This window comes from Sphingopyxis sp. 550B, assembly GCF_057401805.1.
Genome location: NZ_CM171610.1, coordinates 336,882 through 351,612, shown reverse-complemented (window position 1 = coordinate 351,612; position 14,731 = coordinate 336,882). Strand labels below are relative to the sequence as shown.

Below are 14,731 nucleotides of genomic sequence, written 5' to 3'. Positions count from 1 at the left end.
CGGAGGAAAGATGTGATGCGCCCTTCTCTGCTTTTATTTTCCCTCGTTCTCCCGCTGGCTCTCCCACTGGCCGCCGGCACCGCGCTGGCGCAGGCTCCGGCCGGCGCCGATCCGGCCTGTGCCGGAAAGCCGCCGGCGGCGCTGCCCGCCTCGCTCGCCGATTGGCGGACGCCCGACGCGATGAAGGCGGCGGGGAATGCGAAGACCGCGGCAAAGGCTGCGCTGAAGCCGGGGGCTGCGGTCCGCGCGACGCTGCTGCCGACGCCGAAGGTCGCCTATCCGGTCCGCCCCGAAAAGCCGGGGGGAACGGTCAGCTATGGCGGGCTGTTCCGCTTCACGGTCGCCCGCGAAGGCGTCTGGCGCGTCGCGCTCGGGTCGGCGGCCTGGGTCGATGTGGTCCGGGACGGCAAGGCGATGCGGTCGGTCGCGCACGGCCACGGCCCGGCCTGTTCGGGGGTCCGCAAGATGGTCGACTATCGCCTGACCCCCGGCACCTATACGCTTCAGGTCGCGGCGAACGGTTCGGACAGCCTGACCCTGCTGGTCACGCCGCAACCGTGAGACGGCTGTGGGCCGCGGCGACGCTGCTGCTCGTCGCGGCCGTCGCGCCCGGCTGGCAATGGCCGCAGGACACCGGGTTCGATCCGCCACCGGTGCCCGCGGACAATGCGATGAGCGCCGCCAAGGTCGAACTCGGCCGGCGGCTCTTTTATGACGCGGACCTGTCGAGCGACGGGACGCTGGCCTGTTCGAGCTGTCACGAGCAGCGGCACGGCTTCGCGGACAGCGTCGCGACGCGGCCCGGCGTCGGCGACCATGCGGGCAAGCGCAACGCGCCGGGCCTCGCCAATGTCGCCTGGCTGCCGCGGCTGACCTATGCCGATCCCGGCGCGACCAGCCTCGAAATCCAGGCGCTGACCCCGCTGCTCGGCGAAAATCCCGTCGAGATGGGGATGAAGGGACGGGAGGCGGAGCTTGCCCGGCGGCTGAAGGCGGATGCCTGCTATCGCCAGTCGTTCGCCAAAGCCTTCCCCGATTCCCGAATCACCCTTCCGAACATCGTCGCCGCGCTGGCTGCGTTCCAGCGGACGATGATTTCGTCCGATGCGCCTTACGACCGCTTCCGCCGCGGCGACGCCGCTGCGCTGACCGGGCCGCAGCGCGAAGGCGAACGCCTGTTTCGGACCAGCGGGTGCAGTTCGTGCCACGCGGGTCCGCACCTGACCGACGCCGCCTATCATCGGCTTGGCGATCCGGCCCCGTCCGACGCGGGGCTGGTCGAGCAAACGGGACTGGAGGAGGATCGCGGGCGCTTTCGCACGCCGTCGCTGCGCAACGTCGCGATCACCGGCCCGTGGTGGCACGACGGCACGGCGACCAGCCTGGAGGACGCCATCCGCCGCCATCCGGTCTCCCTGGCCGATCGGGACATCGCGGCGCTCGTCGCTTTCCTGTATGGCCTCACCGACGAACGCTTCCGCACCGATCCGCGGCTTGCGCGGCCCGATACGGCTTGCGGCCAGCGATTATGAACTTTCGGTCTGATGTGCCGCGGGAAGCGGTTCGGACCGTATCATCCCGGCCAGGCGATCGCACGACGGCCCTGTGATGCTGGCGCGTGCCGAAGCCTGTATGGCCCGATAGGCGGCAAGCACCTGCTGTCCAGTGTCGGTCAGCCGGGCACCCCGGTTATGGCTCCCTCCCGCCACCGTCTGGACCAGCCGCTCGTTCCAGCAGCGATTCATGACGTCGACCAGCAGCCAGGTGCGCCGATAGCTCATGCCCAGCGCGCGGCCGGCCGCTGAAATCGAACCATGGTCCTGAATCGCTTCGAGCAGATCGGCCTTGCCGGGGCCCATCGCGATTTCGTCGCCGCACAGGAACTGGATCTTGATCTTGAAGGGAGGTTTTCCGGACATACCGCATGATAGGCCCGAAATGGCGCCCATCGCAATCGGCGTTGCCATGCGCCGGGTTTCGATCCCGGCGTCGCCGTGCGCAAATCGGGATCAGCAGGGAAGGGCGGCTCCGCCGATACCCCGGCGCGCCCGCGCCAGCAGCACGCGGGTCGAACGCACCGCACTGTCGAGCATCGCGGCCACGGCCCCCGTATCGGCGAACCGCGCGCCGCGATCGCCTGCCCCGTCGAGCAGGCCGAGCAGCATTCGCTCGTCCGCGGACAAGGCCGCCGACTGGCCCGCGAAGAGGCGGCGGCCGAGCGCCAGTTCGTACAGCATCAGCAGGCTGTCGAATGCCGGGGCAAGCATCGCGCCGCGCGCCGGCGCCAACAGCTTGTGCAGGCGCTGCTGCACCGGCGCGCCGGCATCGCGCGCCGCGCGCCAGCATCGCAGCGCCGCCGGGACGAGCGACGCTTGGGGATCGGACAGGTCGGCGATCGGGGAAACCGGACGAAGCGCAGCCATGGCCTTGCCTTCCTTTGCTGGGGTGTCCGTTCCCGATATAATATTTGCGAACGATTCGCAATAAGAAACGGTACGCCGGCGGCGCGCTCGCCGCTTTTTATGTCGGAAGTGCGCTGGATCAATTTCGGCCGGAGCGAAACATCCTACTCTTCGCTTCCAACAGCCAAGGGGCGAATGCGGCATGTTCGACACATCACTGGCAGAGCAGATCTGGACCAAGAAATATCGCTTCCAGCCGACCGAGGGTGGCGGCGACGACAGCGTGCAGGCGACATGGACGCGCGTCGCCCGCGCCATCGCCGCGAACGAGGTGCCGGCCGAACAGGCGCGCCGCGAGCGGGAGTTTCTGGAGGCGCTGACCGATTTCCGTTTCATTCCCGCCGGCCGTATCCTGGCCGGGGCGGGGACGGCGCGCAACGTGACGCTGTTCAACTGTTTCGTGATGGGGGCGATTCCCGACGACCTCGACGGTATCTTCGCGCATCTGCGCGAGGCGGCGGTGACGATGCAGCAGGGCGGGGGGGTCGGCATGGACTTCTCGTCCATCCGCCCCGCCGGCGCGGCGGTTCGCGGCGTCGGCGCGCAGGCTTCGGGGCCGCTCAGCTTCATGGACAGCTGGAACGCGATGTGCGGCACCATCATGGCCGCGGGCCAGCGGCGCGGCGCGATGATGGGGTGCCTGCGCATCGACCATCCCGACATAGAGGCGTTCATCGACGCCAAGCGCGACCCCGCGCGCTTCCGCAATTTCAACCTGTCGGTGCTGGTCAGCGACGCCTTCATGAAGGCGCTCGCCTGCGACGGCGAATGGCCGCTCGCCTTCGGCGGCGCGGTGCATCGCACGGTCGGCGCGCGCGACCTGTGGCGGCGGCTGATGCAGGCGACCTACGACGTCGCCGAACCGGGGGTCATCTTCATCGACCGAGTGAACCAGCAGAACAATCTCGCCTATTGCGAGGATATCCTGGCGAGCAACCCGTGCGGCGAACAGATGCTGCCCGCCTATGGCGCCTGCCTGCTCGGCTCGATCAACCTCGCCCGGCTGGTCCCGCAGCCCTTTTCGGCGCATGCCGCGCTCGACGAGGAGGAATTGTCGGCGCTGACCGCGACCGCGGTCCGCTTCCTCGACAATGTGATCGACATCTCGCGCTATCCGCTGCCGCAGCAGGAGGCCGAGGCGAAGGCGAAGCGTCGCATCGGCCTCGGCGTCACCGGGCTCGCCGACGCGCTGCTGTTCTGCAACACCGTTTATGGCTCGGCCGACGCGATCGCGCTGACGCAGCGTTGGCTGGGCACCATCAAGCAGGCCGCCTATCGCGCGAGCGCGCATCTGGCGGCGGAAAAGGGGCGGTTCCCGCTCTACGATCCGGCGATCCTCGACCGGCCGAACCTGCGCTCGCTCGACGAGGCGACCCGCACGCTGGTCGCGGAAAACGGCCTGCGCAACGGCTGCCTCACCTCGATCGCGCCCACCGGCACCACGTCGCTGCTCGCGGGCAACGTCTCTTCGGGCATCGAACCGGTCTTCGCCTACAGCTACAGCCGCAAGGTCCGTCAGGCCGATGGCTCGACGCGCGAGGAGGCGGTGGAGGACCACGGCTATCGCGTGTGGAAGCAGGTGAAGGGCGACGAGGCGCCGCCCGACGCGCTGTTCGTCAGCGCGCAGTCGCTCGACCCGTCGGATCATCTGGCGATGCAGGCGGCGGCGCAGCCCTTCATCGACAGTTCGATCTCCAAGACCGTCAACTGCCCCGAGGACATCGATTTCGAGGCCTTCGTCGACATCTATTCGGAGGGCTATCTGCTCGGCTGCAAGGGGCTGACGACCTATCGCCCGAACGACACGACCGGATCGGTGCTGAGCGTCGCCCCGGCGGCGCCCGCCGCGCCCGCGGCCGAGGCCGAATTGCAGCCGCGCCCCGAATCGCTCCATGGTACGACCTACAAGATCAAATGGCCCGACAGCGCCCATGCCGTCTATGTCACGATCAACGACATCGACAGCGGCGGGACGCGGCGCCCGTTCGAGATCTTCATCAATTCCAAGAATATGGAGCATTATGCATGGACGCTGGGGCTCACCCGGATGATATCCGCGGTGCTGCGCCGCGGCGGCGACATCGCCTTCGTCGCAGAGGAACTGAAGGCGGTGTTCGATCCGCGGGGCGGAGCGTGGATGGGGGGCCGTTACGTTCCGTCCCTCCTCGCGGCGATCGGCGACCTGTTCGAGCGGCATCTGGAGGCGCTGAGCGGCCGCGAGGGGCCGCGCCCCGACCCGGTCGACGGCGCCCCGGCCAAAGCGCGGGTCGCGGTTCCCGCGATCTGTCCGCAATGCAGCGCGGCGGCGGTGCAGCGCACCGAAGGCTGCGACAAATGCCTCGAGTGCGGCTATTCGCGATGCGGCTGACCGGCCGGGCCTGACGCCCCGCGCGGAGCGTCACGCGGGGCCTGCGGTCGGGGTCAGGCGGCGATGCCGCAGGCCAGCGCGCCGATCCCGCGTGGGTCGAGAATCTCGATCAGCGTCAGCGAATGCGAGCGGATGACCCGCGCCTTGCGCAGGTTAGTGAGTTCGCGGCTCACCGTTTCCTTGGTCAGCCCCAGATAGTCGGCGATGTCGCCCCGGCTCATCGGCAGCGGAACCAGATTCGCCCCGTCGCGGCCGCGGAATCCGGCGCGGCGCTGAATATCCGACAGAAAGCCCGCCAGCCGTTCCGCCGCGGTCTGGCGGCCGAGCGTCACCATCCTTTCCTGCGCGATGGCCAGTTCGGCGGTCGCGCGCCGATAGCGCGCCTCGGCCAGCGCCGGATAGTGATCGACGAACCATTCGAACCGCCGCTTCAGGACGCGGCACAGGGTCGTGTCGCCGATCGCCTCGGCCGCGAAGCCGTGGCTTTGCTGCGTCTCGAAGCCGACGAAATCGCCGGGGAACAGAAAGGCGACGATCTGCCTGCGTCCGTCCGACAGGATCGCGTAAAGCTTGACGACGCCGCTGGTCAGGCTGAACACGCAGTCGGCGGGGTCGCCCTGGTGGAACAGCGTCTGCCCGGCGGTCAGGTGCAGCCGGCCCCCCTGGTTGCGGAAATCGGCCAGCGTCTCGACATCCAGCGCGCGGCACAGGGCCTCGGCGCTGACGTCGCAACTGCGGCAGGGGTGGTCCTTCGACAGCATCGCGCGCTTCGTCATGATCGGCTTTCCCGCGGCATGTTTCTCCCTGCCGCTCGCCCAACGGGCCGGCTTTCGCAATCGCAAATCGCTGTCCGATTGATATGAATCAAGTGCAGGATGCGCGGCCGCCCGGACGCTCCGCGCCGGTCGTTTTCGCTCTTTCCCGTCGCCGCCTTTTCGTCAGGTCGAGGCGGCGTGCAGCCGGGCCGGCCAATAGCGATGCCCGGCGATTCCGTGCCAGAATCCGTTGGAAAAGGGCGCCCCGATATCGAGGGCCTCGATCCGCTCGGCCGCCTGCGCGGCATCGGTGCGCCCGGCGGCGCGGTCGGCGAAGATCGTCGCCACCGCCACCATGTCGACGCCGTGCGGCATCAGGCGGTAATGGTCGATGCCCATCGCCCGCATCTCGTCCAGCTCGGCGATCAGGTTGACATAGCTGTGCGACAGGGTCTGGATGCCGTTGATCGCCAGCATGGCCTGGCCGTCGAGGGTGCGCAGCGGCATGCCGTCGGGGTCTTCGCCGCAGACGAACTGGCAATCGTCCTTGGTGCGCCGGTGCGCGCGCGCGTGGTAGCAGCGGGCCGAAACCGCCAGCGACGCGCGCCCGAACACCTGCACCTCGGTCGCTGCGCCGAGGTCGGCGGCGGTCCGCGCCAGCCCCTCGGCCGCGCCGCGCGGCAGTTCCGCGGGCAGGGTGAAATGCGCCGCCCCGGCGCGCGCGAGATACGCCATCGAGCGTTCGTTGTAGACGTTCATCATCGGCCCGATGCGGTGCGGCCGACCACTCGCCGCGGACAGGCCGGCGGCGTTGTTGACCTCGACCGGATAATCGGTCTGCGCGCACAATTCGGTGATCGCCCGGCGTTCGCGCGGCAGCACCACCTCCGCCAGCGTCGACAGCACGACCTGCTTGCCCGCGCGTTCGAGCCGCTCGATCACCTCGGGATAGTGGCGGTCGAAAAAGGGGCTGCGCTTCGAACAGACGACCTCGCCCAGATAGACGGTGTCGATCGGGGCCTCGTCCGCGATCCGGGCATAGAAATCGCGCTTCCGGTCCGCATCCCAGTGGAACAGGATCGGGCCGAGGGTCAGTTTCGCCGTGGACATCGCCGTCACCGCCATTTCTTGGTCGCAAAGGCGCCGTGGGTCTGCTTCTGCCCCTCGGTCAGCGCGATCAGGTCGGCGGATGGCGGCGTCTGCCCGGCCATCACCGCGTCGATCGCGGCGCGAAAGGCGCCGACCACCGCGCCGACATAGGCGCGCGACCGCTGCCGCCCCTCGATCTTGAAGGCATCGACGCCCGCGCCGATCAGGCTGGGCAGCATGTCCATCAGATTCAGGCTGACGGGCTCCTCGAAGGCGTAATAGGGATCGTCGCGCACCGGCGCGCGATACCGCCCCTTGCAGATCGTCGGATAACCCGCCTGCTGCCCGGCCTCGAAGCGGTCGATGACGTGACAGCCCAGCTGCGCGGTGAGGGCGCCGTTCTCCGCCCGCTGATAGTGGACTTCCGAAGCCGGGGAACACACCCCGTCCATGTTGGTCGAGCGGCCGACGGCATAGTTGGTGAGGCTGCACCGGCCCTCGACCATCAGGCCGTGATTGCCGAACACGAACGTCTCTATCTCGCACGGAATCTCGGACTTGAGCTGGCGGATTTCGGGCACCGTCAGGATGCGGGGCAGCACGACGCGCCGGACGCCGAACCGCTCGCAATAATAACGGATCGCCTCGGGGCTGGAGGCGGCCGCCTGCACAGACAGGTGCAATCGGCAGCCGGGATGATGATCGGCCAGATAGGCCGCCACCCCGATGTCGGCGACGATGAAGGCGTCGATGCCCATCGCCGCCCCGTCGTCGGCCGCCTGCTTCCACAGGTCGAACCGGCCCGCCGGGGGAAAGGTGTTGAGCGCGAGCAGCACTTTCGCGCCCCTGGCATGGGCATAGCCGACCGCCGCCTGCATCTCATCGGGCGTGAAGTTGAGGCCGGAGAAGTTGCGCGCGTTGGTCGCATTCTGGAAGCCGCAATAGACGGCGTCCGCCCCGGCATCGACCGCCGCGCGCAGCGTCGCGGGGGTTCCCGCCGGACAGATGAGCTCCGGGCTGCCGGTCATCGGCCGCCCCCGCGGTTCGGCCGGGCGTGGCGCCGGCGCAGCAACGCCCAGGCGATCCGGCTGGCCGGTCCCAGCGCGTCGGCCACCCGGTCCGCGATCGACCCCTCGACATCGTCGATCGCGTTGCGCAGGCACACCACCGCCTCCAGATCGCCGCCGATGTCGAGGTCGCGCGAGAAGAAGAGCGCGTCGCCGTCGCGCTGGGCGTCGATCAGACCCAACAGGTCGCGGAGGCGGCCCGATATGCGCGTGTCGTGCGGCGGCTCGGCGCGGCGCGGCCAGGCGACCAGTTCCGGCCGGTCGGGGTCCGGCCGCAGCAGCAGCACGAAGGGCAGGTCGCGGGCGTCGATCAGGAATCGGCTGTGCCGATGCGGGCCGAGCCGCTCGAACAGTTCGGGAAGCGTGCGCGTGACGTCGCGGACGATCCGGTTCAGGATCGGCTGGATCATCACCCGTATCGGCGAGGGCGGAGGCGACCGAAGCGGCTCGAACCGCCGGCGCGGGGGAAGGGTGGGCGCGATCAACATGCGGCACGCCTATCACGCCGCGCGACACCCGGAGTGACATGGATCAAGCGGCTCGCATATGGCGGGCGGCGAAGCGGGTTTGCGCGGGCCACCGCTATCCCTCGTCATGCTGAACCTGTTTGGCAATTATCCCTTTTCGACAGGCAACCGTTCCCCGGCGAAAGCCGGGGTCCACGCGGCGCAGCACTATGCCATCTGGACCCCGGCTTTCGCCGGGGAACAGCTCCTTACTTGCCTGACGGAATCCCTGATCTGACCCCGCGACAAGCACCGCGTAAACCGAAAAGGCGGACCGTGGATGCTGAAACAAGTTCAGCGTGACGGATGGGGGAATGACGACGGATTCCACTGAACCCACCACCGTGGCCCACGCGCCGTTGACCGCTCCGACCGGGCGTGGAAGGATCGCAGGGTGATCGCCGCTCCCATGCCTCTTGCCGCCGTCCCGTCCCTTGGCCTTTGAGCGTCCCGCCATCGTGATCGCGGCGGGCGGGGATGGCGCGCGCATCGGCGGCGGCAAGCCTGCGCGGATGCTCGGCGGGCTGCGGCTGATCGACCATGCGGTGGCGTGGGCGCGCCGCCACGGCGATGCGGTCGCGCTGGCGGTGCGGCCCGGCGACGGCGATTGGGGCACCGGCTGTCCGCTCCTGTTCGACGGTCACCGCGATATCGGGCCGATCAGCGCGCTGGCGAGCGCGTTCGATCATGCGCGCGCGCAGCGCCGCCCCGCCGTGCTGATGATCGGCTGCGACATGCCCTTCCTGCCCGACGATCTGGTTGAACGCCTGTCGTCGGCGCTGGACGGCCACGGCGCCGCGCTTCCCGTCAGCCGCGGGCGCCTGCATCCCACCGCCGCGCTGTGGCGACCCGACAGCGGCGCGCTCGACGCCTATGTCGCGCGCGGCGGCCAGTCGTTGCGGCGCTTTGCCGGAGAGGTCGGGATGGCCGAAGTGGCGTGGGACGCCGCCGGGCCCGATCCCTTCGCGAACATCAACGATGCGGCGGCACTGGCGGCGGCCGAAGCGCGGATCATAACGCCAGCGCGCTGACCGGTGCGCCGGGCTCCAGCGCCGCCTGGTCCGGCGGGCAGCGGATCAGGCAGTCGGCGACGGCGAGCGCCGCCTGCGCGCCGCTGTCCTGATTGCCGAGCGGCGTCAGGCCCGCCTCGTCCCATCGCGCGCGCGCGAAGGTTTCGCGCGAGCCCGTCGCGGGGAGCGGGGCGGCGAGCGGAAGCGTCCGCCAGCGTAGCGCCCGCTCGACGCCGCGCGCCTGCAACTGCGCGAGCAGCGGCACCAGGAACAGCCGCGCCGTGACCATCGCCGACGTCGGATTGCCCGGCAGGCCCAGCACCCATCGGCCGCGCGCCCGGCCCAGCCACACGGGCTTGCCGGGCTTGATCGCGACCTTGGCGAACAACAGGTCCAGCCCGTGCGGCGCGAACATCGGTTTGGCGAAATCGCGTTCGCCCACCGATGCGCCGCCCGTGACGATCACCACGTCGGCCTGATCGAGCGCGCGGTCGGCCAGCGCCTCGAGCGTCGGCAGGTCGTCGACGCCCGTCGCGCGGCTCACGACCAGCGCGCCCTGTGCCTGCGCCATCGCCATGACGCCGAAGGTCACGCTTTCGGGAATCGCATCCTCGCGCTCCAGCGCGCTGCCCGGCGGCGCCAGTTCGTCGCCGGTGCCGACGATCGCGACGCGCGGCTGCCGGATCACCGCCACCTGCGCGGTGTCGGCCGCGGCGGCGGCGATCATCGCGCGCGGCGTCAGTTCCGTGCCGGCGTCGAGCAGCAGCACCCCCGCCGCGAAATCGCTTCCCGCCGCGCGCACGTGCCAGCCGGGGCCGTATCCTTCGGCGAAGATGACGCTGTCGCCTTCGCGCCCGGCATATTCCTGCATGATGCAGCGGTCGGCGCCGTCGGGCATCGGCGCGCCGGTGAAGATGCGCACCGCCTCGCCCGGCGCGACGCGCCCCGCGAACCCCGCCCCGGCACGCGATTCGCCGATCACGCGCAGCGGCGCCCCCGGCTGCATGCCCGCGTCGACGATCGCATAGCCGTCCATCGCGGCGACCGCCCGGCGCGGCGCGGCGGCGCGCGCGTGCAGCGGCTTGGCCAGCGTGCGACCCGCCGCTTCGGCCAGATCGACCCGCTCGGCGGCGAGCGGCCGGACCTCGCGCGCGATGCGCGCCACCGCGTCGTCGAAACCCGTCATGGCTTGCGCATCGCGCCCGATCGCCCGCCATCCTTCGCCGTCACCCGGATCGCCTCGATCGTCATCGTCTTGTCGACCGCCTTCAGCATGTCGAACAGGGTCAGCGCGGCGACCGAAACGGCGGTCAGCGCTTCCATCTCCACCCCGGTCTGCCCGCTGGTGCGCACCTCCGCCCGGATGCTGAAGCCGGGCAGGCTGTCGTCGATGGCAATCTCCACCAGCACCTGCGACAGCGCGAGCGGATGGCACAGCGGGATCAGCTCGGCGGTGCGCTTGGCGGCCATGACCCCGGCCAGTTCGGCGGTGGCGATGACGCTGCCCTTGGGCGTTTCGCCGGCGCGCACCTTGTCGAGCGTCGCCGGCGCGCAGAGGAGTTCGCCCCGGCTCTCGGCCCGGCGCGTCGTCACCGGCTTGTCGCCGACGTCGACCATGCGCGCGCGCCCGGCGGCATCGATGTGCGACAGGTCGTTCATGCGCACAGTCCGGCGAGGCGCGGCACCTGTCCGGCGATCGAACAGGGACGGTGGCGGCTGTCGAACTCCGCGGCGAGCACGAGGTCCCACGCATCGCGGCAGGCGCCGGTCGAACCGGGCACGCAGAAGATGAAGGTATCGTCCGCCTGGCCCGCGAAGGCGCGCGATTGCAGCGTCGATACGCCGATGGTTGTCATGCTCGCCTGGTGGAAGACGACGCTGAACCCGTCCATCACCCGGCGCAGCAGCGGCATCACCGCCTCGGGCGTCACGTCGCGCGGCGTGAAGCCGGTGCCGCCGGTGCTGACGATGATGTCGATGCCGGGGTCGGCGATCCACGCCGCCATCCGGTCGCGGATCGCCTGCACCTCGTCGGTGACGATGGCGCGCGCGGCGAGCTTGTGGCCGGCCGCCGTCAGCCGCTCGGCGAGCAGCGCGCCGGAGGTGTCGGTCTCCATCGTGCGCGTATCCGACACGGTCAGCACCGCGATATGCAGCGGGTGGAAGGTCAGGCTGTCGTCAATTCCGGGCATGCGTCATTCCCATGTTGCGGCTTCCCAGCGCGCGACGGCCGAAAGGTCGGCGTCGGTGGGTTCGATCCAGCGGCTTCCCTCGGGCGCCTCCTCGCGCTTCCAGAACACCGCCTCGGTCTTCAGCCGGTCCATCAGATAGTCCGCCGCCTCGAAGGCGGCGCGGCGGTGCGCGGCGGCGGTGGCGACGAAGACGATCGCCTCGCCGGGCAGGATGCGCCCCGCCCGGTGCACGACGAGGCTGCGAGTGATGCGAAAGCGCGCCCGCGCGTCGGCCGCGATCGCCCGCATCGAGGCGAGCGTCACGCCGCGATAGCTTTCCAGCACCAGCGAGGCGAGCGGCGCGCCGTCCTTTGCCGCGGCGCGCGCGTGGCCGGTGAAGCTGACGACCGCGCCCTCGCCGGAGAGCGAGGCCGTGAATGCCGCCAGCCGCGCCGCCGGGTCGATCGCGTCCGGCGTCAGTTCGACCGCGCCGGTCATCCGCCCGATACCGGCGGGAAGAGCGCCACGAGGTCGCCGGGCGCGACCCATGCGTCGCGCGGCGCCACGACCTCGTTGATGCAGGCGCGGATGCGGCCGCGCGCCAGCGGCTGCCGCAGCGCGGGATGTGTTTGCTCAAGCGCGGCGAGCATCGCCGTCACCGACAGGCCCGCATCGGGAACGGCGATCTCGACGACCCGCCCGCAGGGGTCGGCCAGCCGTCCGCACAGTTCGATCTGCAACCGGGCTTCCTTTCCGTCCGTCATGTCAGCCCCCGATGGATGCGAGGTGCGGCGTCGCGCCGCTGTTGTTCTGGTGCAGCCGGTGCGCCGGCGCCTTGGTGGCGGTGAGCGCGCGGATGCGTTCGATCAGCGCCTCCGCGTCGGCATCCTGCTGCAAAAGCGGCCGCAGGTCGAGCCCCCCGTCGCCGAACAGGCACAGATGCAGCTTGCCGTCGGACGCAATGCGCAGGCGGTTGCAGCTGGCGCAGAAGTCCCGGGCATAGGGCGCGATGATGCCGATCCGGCCGCGCGAGGCGGGGTGCGCATATTCGACCGCCGGCCCGGCGCCCGCCGCGCGCGGCAGCCGCCGCCAGCCGGCCTGCTCCAGCCGGTCGATCACCGTCTGGCCGGCGAGGTGGCGCGCCTTGAAGAAAGCGGTGTTGTCGTTGGTGCGCATCACCTCGATGAAGCGCAGCGACAGGTCGCGCTCGGCGATGAAGTCGGTCATCGCCGCCAGTTCGTCGTCGTTGACCCCGCGCATCAGCACCGCGTTGATCTTGATGCTGTCGAACCCCGCCGCGCGCGCGGCCTCGATGCCGCGCAGCACCTCGGCCAGCCGGTCGTGCCCGGTGATCGCGGCGAAGCGGGCCGGATCGAGCGAGTCGACGCTGATGTTGATCGCGCTCACCCCCGCGTCGCGCCACGCGGCGGCGCGGTCCGCGAGCCGATAGCCGTTGGTGGTCATCGCGATCCGGCGGATGCCGGGCACCGCCGCGATCGCGCGCGCCGCATCCTCGAAATCGGGGCGCAGCGTCGGCTCGCCGCCGGTCAGCCGCACCTTCCACAGCCCGAGCCGGGCGAAGGCGTCGACCGCGCGCCGCATCTCCGTCACCGACAGGTCGGCCGGGCGCCCGTGCCGCTTGCGATAGCCGTCGGGCAGGCAATAGGTGCAGCGAAAGTTGCAGACGTCGGTCAGCGACAGGCGCAGATATTCGAACCGGCGCCCGATGGCGTCGGTCAGGCCGCGGTCGCCGTCCGGCGCCGTGGTCAGCCGGTCGCGGATGCGCTCGATCGTCACTGCACCAGCGGCCCGTCGGCCATCGGCAGCGCGACGCCCTCGACCGTCGTTTCGCTGGCGATGATGGACAGATATTGCGCCATGGCGCGGCGCGTGCTCGCTTCCTCCAGATAGTCGCGGATCGTCGCCTCGACCGCATCGAAGGGAAGCTGCTGCCCGTCGATCCGCCGCCCGGCCCGCACCACATGCACGCCATAGGGGGAGCGCACGGGCTCGCGGCACAATTCGCCTTCGCCAAGGCCGAACAATGCCTGCTCGAACGCGGGCACCGTCTGGCCGCGCCCGATCTGGCCGAGGTTGCCGCCCTGCGCCTTCGACGGGCAGGCGGAATGCTCGCGCGCCAACGCGGCGAAGCAGGCGGGATCGGCCTCGATCTTGCGGATCAGCATCCGGGCGTCGCCGACCGCCAGCCCATAGGCGAAGGAATCGGCGGGGTCGGCCGACAGCAGGATATGCTCCGCCTCGATCAACGTCTCGCTGGCGAAGCGGTCGCGGTGGCGGTCGTAATAGCGGCGCGCCTCCACGCTGGTCGCCTGGGGGACGCGCACCGCGCCGGCCAGCAGCGCGTCGATGCGGGCGTCCTCCTCGGCCAGCGTGCGGCCGTCGGCGTCGGTGCGCTCGTCGGCCACGATGCCCTGGCGGTCGGCCTCGTCGAGCAGCAGCTGGCGGATGACGAGCGCTTCGGCGGCCGCCGTCCACGCGCTGTCGGCGTCCTGCGCCGGGTGGTTCTGCGCTTCGGCGGCGATCGCGGCGACCGGGATTTCCACCCCGCCGACCCGCACCGCGGCGCGTTCTAGTGTGTCAGCCATGGCTCATGCTCCGCCGCGACCGGACGATCTGATAGCCGCCGCGCCACAGATAGCGCACCGGCGCGGACAGCATGTGGACGAGGCGGGTGAAGGGGAAGATCAGCAGGATCGTCAGCCCCAGGAACAGGTGCGCCTTGAAGATCGGGTGCACGTCGGCGATGTAGTCGGCGGCGCCCGCGCGGAAGGTGAAGATGCCCTGCGCCCAGTTCATGAACTTGACCATCTCGCTGCCGTCGAGGTGCCCCGCCGACAGCGGGATGGTGGCGAGGCCGAGCGCCAGCTGGATCCACAGCAGCAGGATGACCATATTGTCGCTGAAATTCGATGCCTTGCGCACGCGCGGATCGAAGAAGCGGCGGTGGATCAGCATCGTCGCGCCGACGATCGCCATCACCCCGGCGACACCGCCGGCGACGATCGCCAGCAACTGCTTCGCGCCGTGGCTGATACCGAGCGCATCGAACAGCGCGATCGGCGTGAGCAGGCCGATCAGATGGCCGAAGAAGATGAACAGCACCCCGACATGGAACAGCACCGATCCCCACATCAGCTGCCGGCGCCGCAGCAGCTGGCTCGACCCCGACCGCCAGCTATAGGGCTCGCGGTCGAACCGGATGATCGAGCCGATCGCCAGCACCGCCAGCGCGATATAGGGATAGATGCCGTAAAACAGATTGTTGAGAAAGGCTTCCATGGC

Annotated in this window: 19 protein-coding genes; 5 read left to right on the top strand and 14 right to left on the bottom strand. The window is 70.1% G+C overall.

Translation table 11 applies throughout. The features are described from left to right. Positions 1–15: 15 nt before the first annotated feature. Both AC2S9W_RS01670 and AC2S9W_RS01665 read left to right on the top strand, forming a co-directional pair. Complete coding sequence (locus AC2S9W_RS01670; protein ID WP_244858136.1) at positions 16–561, top strand: hypothetical protein; 546 nt, start codon at positions 16–18, stop codon at positions 559–561. Next, entirely contained in the window at positions 558–1,532 is a 975-nt protein-coding gene (locus tag AC2S9W_RS01665) for a cytochrome-c peroxidase (RefSeq protein WP_486571554.1), read from the top strand. The genes AC2S9W_RS01670 and AC2S9W_RS01665 overlap by 4 nt, the downstream gene beginning before the upstream one ends. Here the strand turns inward: AC2S9W_RS01665 and AC2S9W_RS01660 are convergent. Together AC2S9W_RS01660 and AC2S9W_RS01655 are read right to left on the bottom strand one after the other, a co-directional pair. Beyond that, a complete protein-coding gene (locus tag AC2S9W_RS01660; protein WP_420877555.1) occupies positions 1,527–1,949 on the bottom strand; it encodes a winged helix-turn-helix domain-containing protein in 423 nt (140 codons plus the stop codon). The two genes, AC2S9W_RS01665 and AC2S9W_RS01660, sit on opposite strands and share 6 nt — an antisense overlap. Positions 1,950–2,009: 60 nt before the next feature. Beyond that, on the bottom strand, positions 2,010–2,423 hold the full coding sequence (locus tag AC2S9W_RS01655; RefSeq protein ID WP_486571553.1) for a hypothetical protein: 414 nt from the start codon (positions 2,421–2,423) through the stop codon (positions 2,010–2,012). A 181-nt stretch (positions 2,424–2,604) separates the two neighbouring features. On the opposite strand from AC2S9W_RS01655, the gene AC2S9W_RS01650 reads away from it, so the two are divergent. Further along, positions 2,605–4,830 carry an adenosylcobalamin-dependent ribonucleoside-diphosphate reductase gene (locus AC2S9W_RS01650; protein ID WP_067108158.1) on the top strand — a complete coding sequence of 742 codons (2,226 nt, stop codon included), beginning with the start codon at positions 2,605–2,607 and terminating at the stop codon, positions 4,828–4,830. 53 nt (positions 4,831–4,883) lie between these two features. Here AC2S9W_RS01650 and AC2S9W_RS01645 read toward each other — a convergent pair whose 3' ends face one another. From AC2S9W_RS01645 to ubiT, 4 genes are all read right to left on the bottom strand, one after another. Continuing rightward, positions 4,884–5,606, bottom strand: coding sequence for a cyclic nucleotide-binding domain-containing protein (locus AC2S9W_RS01645; RefSeq protein WP_067186272.1), 723 nt, complete (start codon positions 5,604–5,606; stop codon positions 4,884–4,886). 162 nt (positions 5,607–5,768) lie between these two features. Then, entirely contained in the window at positions 5,769–6,695 is a 927-nt protein-coding gene (gene ubiV / locus AC2S9W_RS01640) for a ubiquinone anaerobic biosynthesis protein UbiV (RefSeq protein ID WP_237234036.1), read from the bottom strand. A 5-nt stretch (positions 6,696–6,700) separates the two neighbouring features. Further along, positions 6,701–7,702 carry a ubiquinone anaerobic biosynthesis protein UbiU gene (ubiU, locus tag AC2S9W_RS01635; RefSeq protein ID WP_067186268.1) on the bottom strand — a complete coding sequence of 334 codons (1,002 nt, stop codon included), beginning with the start codon at positions 7,700–7,702 and terminating at the stop codon, positions 6,701–6,703. Further along, on the bottom strand, positions 7,699–8,229 hold the full coding sequence (gene ubiT, locus AC2S9W_RS01630) for a ubiquinone anaerobic biosynthesis accessory factor UbiT (protein WP_082737365.1): 531 nt from the start codon (positions 8,227–8,229) through the stop codon (positions 7,699–7,701). The genes ubiU and ubiT overlap by 4 nt, the downstream gene beginning before the upstream one ends. Positions 8,230–8,287: 58 nt before the next feature. Between ubiT and AC2S9W_RS01625 the strand changes: the two genes are divergently transcribed. Together AC2S9W_RS01625 and mobA are read left to right on the top strand one after the other, a co-directional pair. Next, the gene (locus AC2S9W_RS01625; RefSeq protein ID WP_067186266.1) at positions 8,288–8,485 is read left to right on the top strand and encodes a hypothetical protein; all 198 of its coding nucleotides are present in this window, start codon (positions 8,288–8,290) and stop codon (positions 8,483–8,485) included. A 196-nt stretch (positions 8,486–8,681) separates the two neighbouring features. Next, the gene (gene mobA, locus AC2S9W_RS01620) at positions 8,682–9,278 is read left to right on the top strand and encodes a molybdenum cofactor guanylyltransferase (RefSeq protein WP_486571552.1); all 597 of its coding nucleotides are present in this window, start codon (positions 8,682–8,684) and stop codon (positions 9,276–9,278) included. On the opposite strand, the gene AC2S9W_RS01615 is transcribed toward mobA, so the two are convergent. From AC2S9W_RS01615 to narI, 8 genes are read right to left on the bottom strand one after another with little or no spacing between them, the layout of a single operon-like run. After that, positions 9,259–10,443, bottom strand: coding sequence for a molybdopterin molybdotransferase MoeA (locus AC2S9W_RS01615; RefSeq protein WP_486571551.1), 1,185 nt, complete (start codon positions 10,441–10,443; stop codon positions 9,259–9,261). The two genes, mobA and AC2S9W_RS01615, sit on opposite strands and share 20 nt — an antisense overlap. Continuing rightward, complete coding sequence (moaC, locus tag AC2S9W_RS01610; RefSeq protein WP_082797251.1) at positions 10,440–10,916, bottom strand: cyclic pyranopterin monophosphate synthase MoaC; 477 nt, start codon at positions 10,914–10,916, stop codon at positions 10,440–10,442. The genes AC2S9W_RS01615 and moaC overlap by 4 nt, the downstream gene beginning before the upstream one ends. Beyond that, positions 10,913–11,449 carry a molybdenum cofactor biosynthesis protein B gene (moaB, locus tag AC2S9W_RS01605; protein ID WP_067113827.1) on the bottom strand — a complete coding sequence of 179 codons (537 nt, stop codon included), beginning with the start codon at positions 11,447–11,449 and terminating at the stop codon, positions 10,913–10,915. Before moaB ends, moaC begins: the two co-directional genes overlap by 4 nt. A 3-nt stretch (positions 11,450–11,452) precedes the next feature. Continuing rightward, positions 11,453–11,926 (bottom strand): molybdenum cofactor biosynthesis protein MoaE, encoded by a 474-nt coding sequence (locus AC2S9W_RS01600; protein ID WP_486571550.1) that lies wholly within the window; start codon positions 11,924–11,926, stop codon positions 11,453–11,455. Next, positions 11,923–12,192 (bottom strand): MoaD/ThiS family protein, encoded by a 270-nt coding sequence (locus tag AC2S9W_RS01595; protein WP_076077125.1) that lies wholly within the window; start codon positions 12,190–12,192, stop codon positions 11,923–11,925. The genes AC2S9W_RS01600 and AC2S9W_RS01595 overlap by 4 nt, the downstream gene beginning before the upstream one ends. Position 12,193: 1 nt before the next feature. Beyond that, positions 12,194–13,225, bottom strand: coding sequence for a GTP 3',8-cyclase MoaA (gene moaA, locus AC2S9W_RS01590; RefSeq protein ID WP_486571549.1), 1,032 nt, complete (start codon positions 13,223–13,225; stop codon positions 12,194–12,196). Beyond that, entirely contained in the window at positions 13,222–14,034 is an 813-nt protein-coding gene (locus AC2S9W_RS01585; RefSeq protein ID WP_486571548.1) for a peptidylprolyl isomerase, read from the bottom strand. The genes moaA and AC2S9W_RS01585 overlap by 4 nt, the downstream gene beginning before the upstream one ends. Beyond that, positions 14,027–14,728 carry a respiratory nitrate reductase subunit gamma gene (gene narI, locus AC2S9W_RS01580; RefSeq protein ID WP_486571547.1) on the bottom strand — a complete coding sequence of 234 codons (702 nt, stop codon included), beginning with the start codon at positions 14,726–14,728 and terminating at the stop codon, positions 14,027–14,029. The genes AC2S9W_RS01585 and narI overlap by 8 nt, the downstream gene beginning before the upstream one ends. Positions 14,729–14,731 lie beyond the last annotated feature (3 nt).

What these genes read in the sequence shown, in the direction of transcription:
- AC2S9W_RS01670 (WP_244858136.1), top strand. Translation starts at nt 16, where the DNA reads ATGCGCCCTTCTCTGCTTTTATTTTCCCTCGTTCTCCCGCTGGCTCTC.
- AC2S9W_RS01660 (WP_420877555.1), bottom strand. Translation starts at nt 1,949, where the DNA reads ATGGGCGCCATTTCGGGCCTATCATGCGGTATGTCCGGAAAACCTCCC.
- AC2S9W_RS01655 (WP_486571553.1), bottom strand. Translation starts at nt 2,423, where the DNA reads ATGGCTGCGCTTCGTCCGGTTTCCCCGATCGCCGACCTGTCCGATCCC.
- AC2S9W_RS01650 (WP_067108158.1), top strand. Translation starts at nt 2,605, where the DNA reads ATGTTCGACACATCACTGGCAGAGCAGATCTGGACCAAGAAATATCGC.
- AC2S9W_RS01645 (WP_067186272.1), bottom strand. Translation starts at nt 5,606, where the DNA reads ATGACGAAGCGCGCGATGCTGTCGAAGGACCACCCCTGCCGCAGTTGC.
- ubiV (WP_237234036.1), bottom strand. Translation starts at nt 6,695, where the DNA reads ATGTCCACGGCGAAACTGACCCTCGGCCCGATCCTGTTCCACTGGGAT.
- ubiU (WP_067186268.1), bottom strand. Translation starts at nt 7,702, where the DNA reads ATGACCGGCAGCCCGGAGCTCATCTGTCCGGCGGGAACCCCCGCGACG.
- ubiT (WP_082737365.1), bottom strand. Translation starts at nt 8,229, where the DNA reads ATGTTGATCGCGCCCACCCTTCCCCCGCGCCGGCGGTTCGAGCCGCTT.
- AC2S9W_RS01625 (WP_067186266.1), top strand. Translation starts at nt 8,288, where the DNA reads ATGGCGGGCGGCGAAGCGGGTTTGCGCGGGCCACCGCTATCCCTCGTC.
- AC2S9W_RS01615 (WP_486571551.1), bottom strand. Translation starts at nt 10,443, where the DNA reads ATGACGGGTTTCGACGACGCGGTGGCGCGCATCGCGCGCGAGGTCCGG.
- moaC (WP_082797251.1), bottom strand. Translation starts at nt 10,916, where the DNA reads ATGAACGACCTGTCGCACATCGATGCCGCCGGGCGCGCGCGCATGGTC.
- moaB (WP_067113827.1), bottom strand. Translation starts at nt 11,449, where the DNA reads ATGCCCGGAATTGACGACAGCCTGACCTTCCACCCGCTGCATATCGCG.
- AC2S9W_RS01600 (WP_486571550.1), bottom strand. Translation starts at nt 11,926, where the DNA reads ATGACCGGCGCGGTCGAACTGACGCCGGACGCGATCGACCCGGCGGCG.
- AC2S9W_RS01595 (WP_076077125.1), bottom strand. Translation starts at nt 12,192, where the DNA reads ATGACGGACGGAAAGGAAGCCCGGTTGCAGATCGAACTGTGCGGACGG.
- AC2S9W_RS01585 (WP_486571548.1), bottom strand. Translation starts at nt 14,034, where the DNA reads ATGGCTGACACACTAGAACGCGCCGCGGTGCGGGTCGGCGGGGTGGAA.
- narI (WP_486571547.1), bottom strand. Translation starts at nt 14,728, where the DNA reads ATGGAAGCCTTTCTCAACAATCTGTTTTACGGCATCTATCCCTATATC.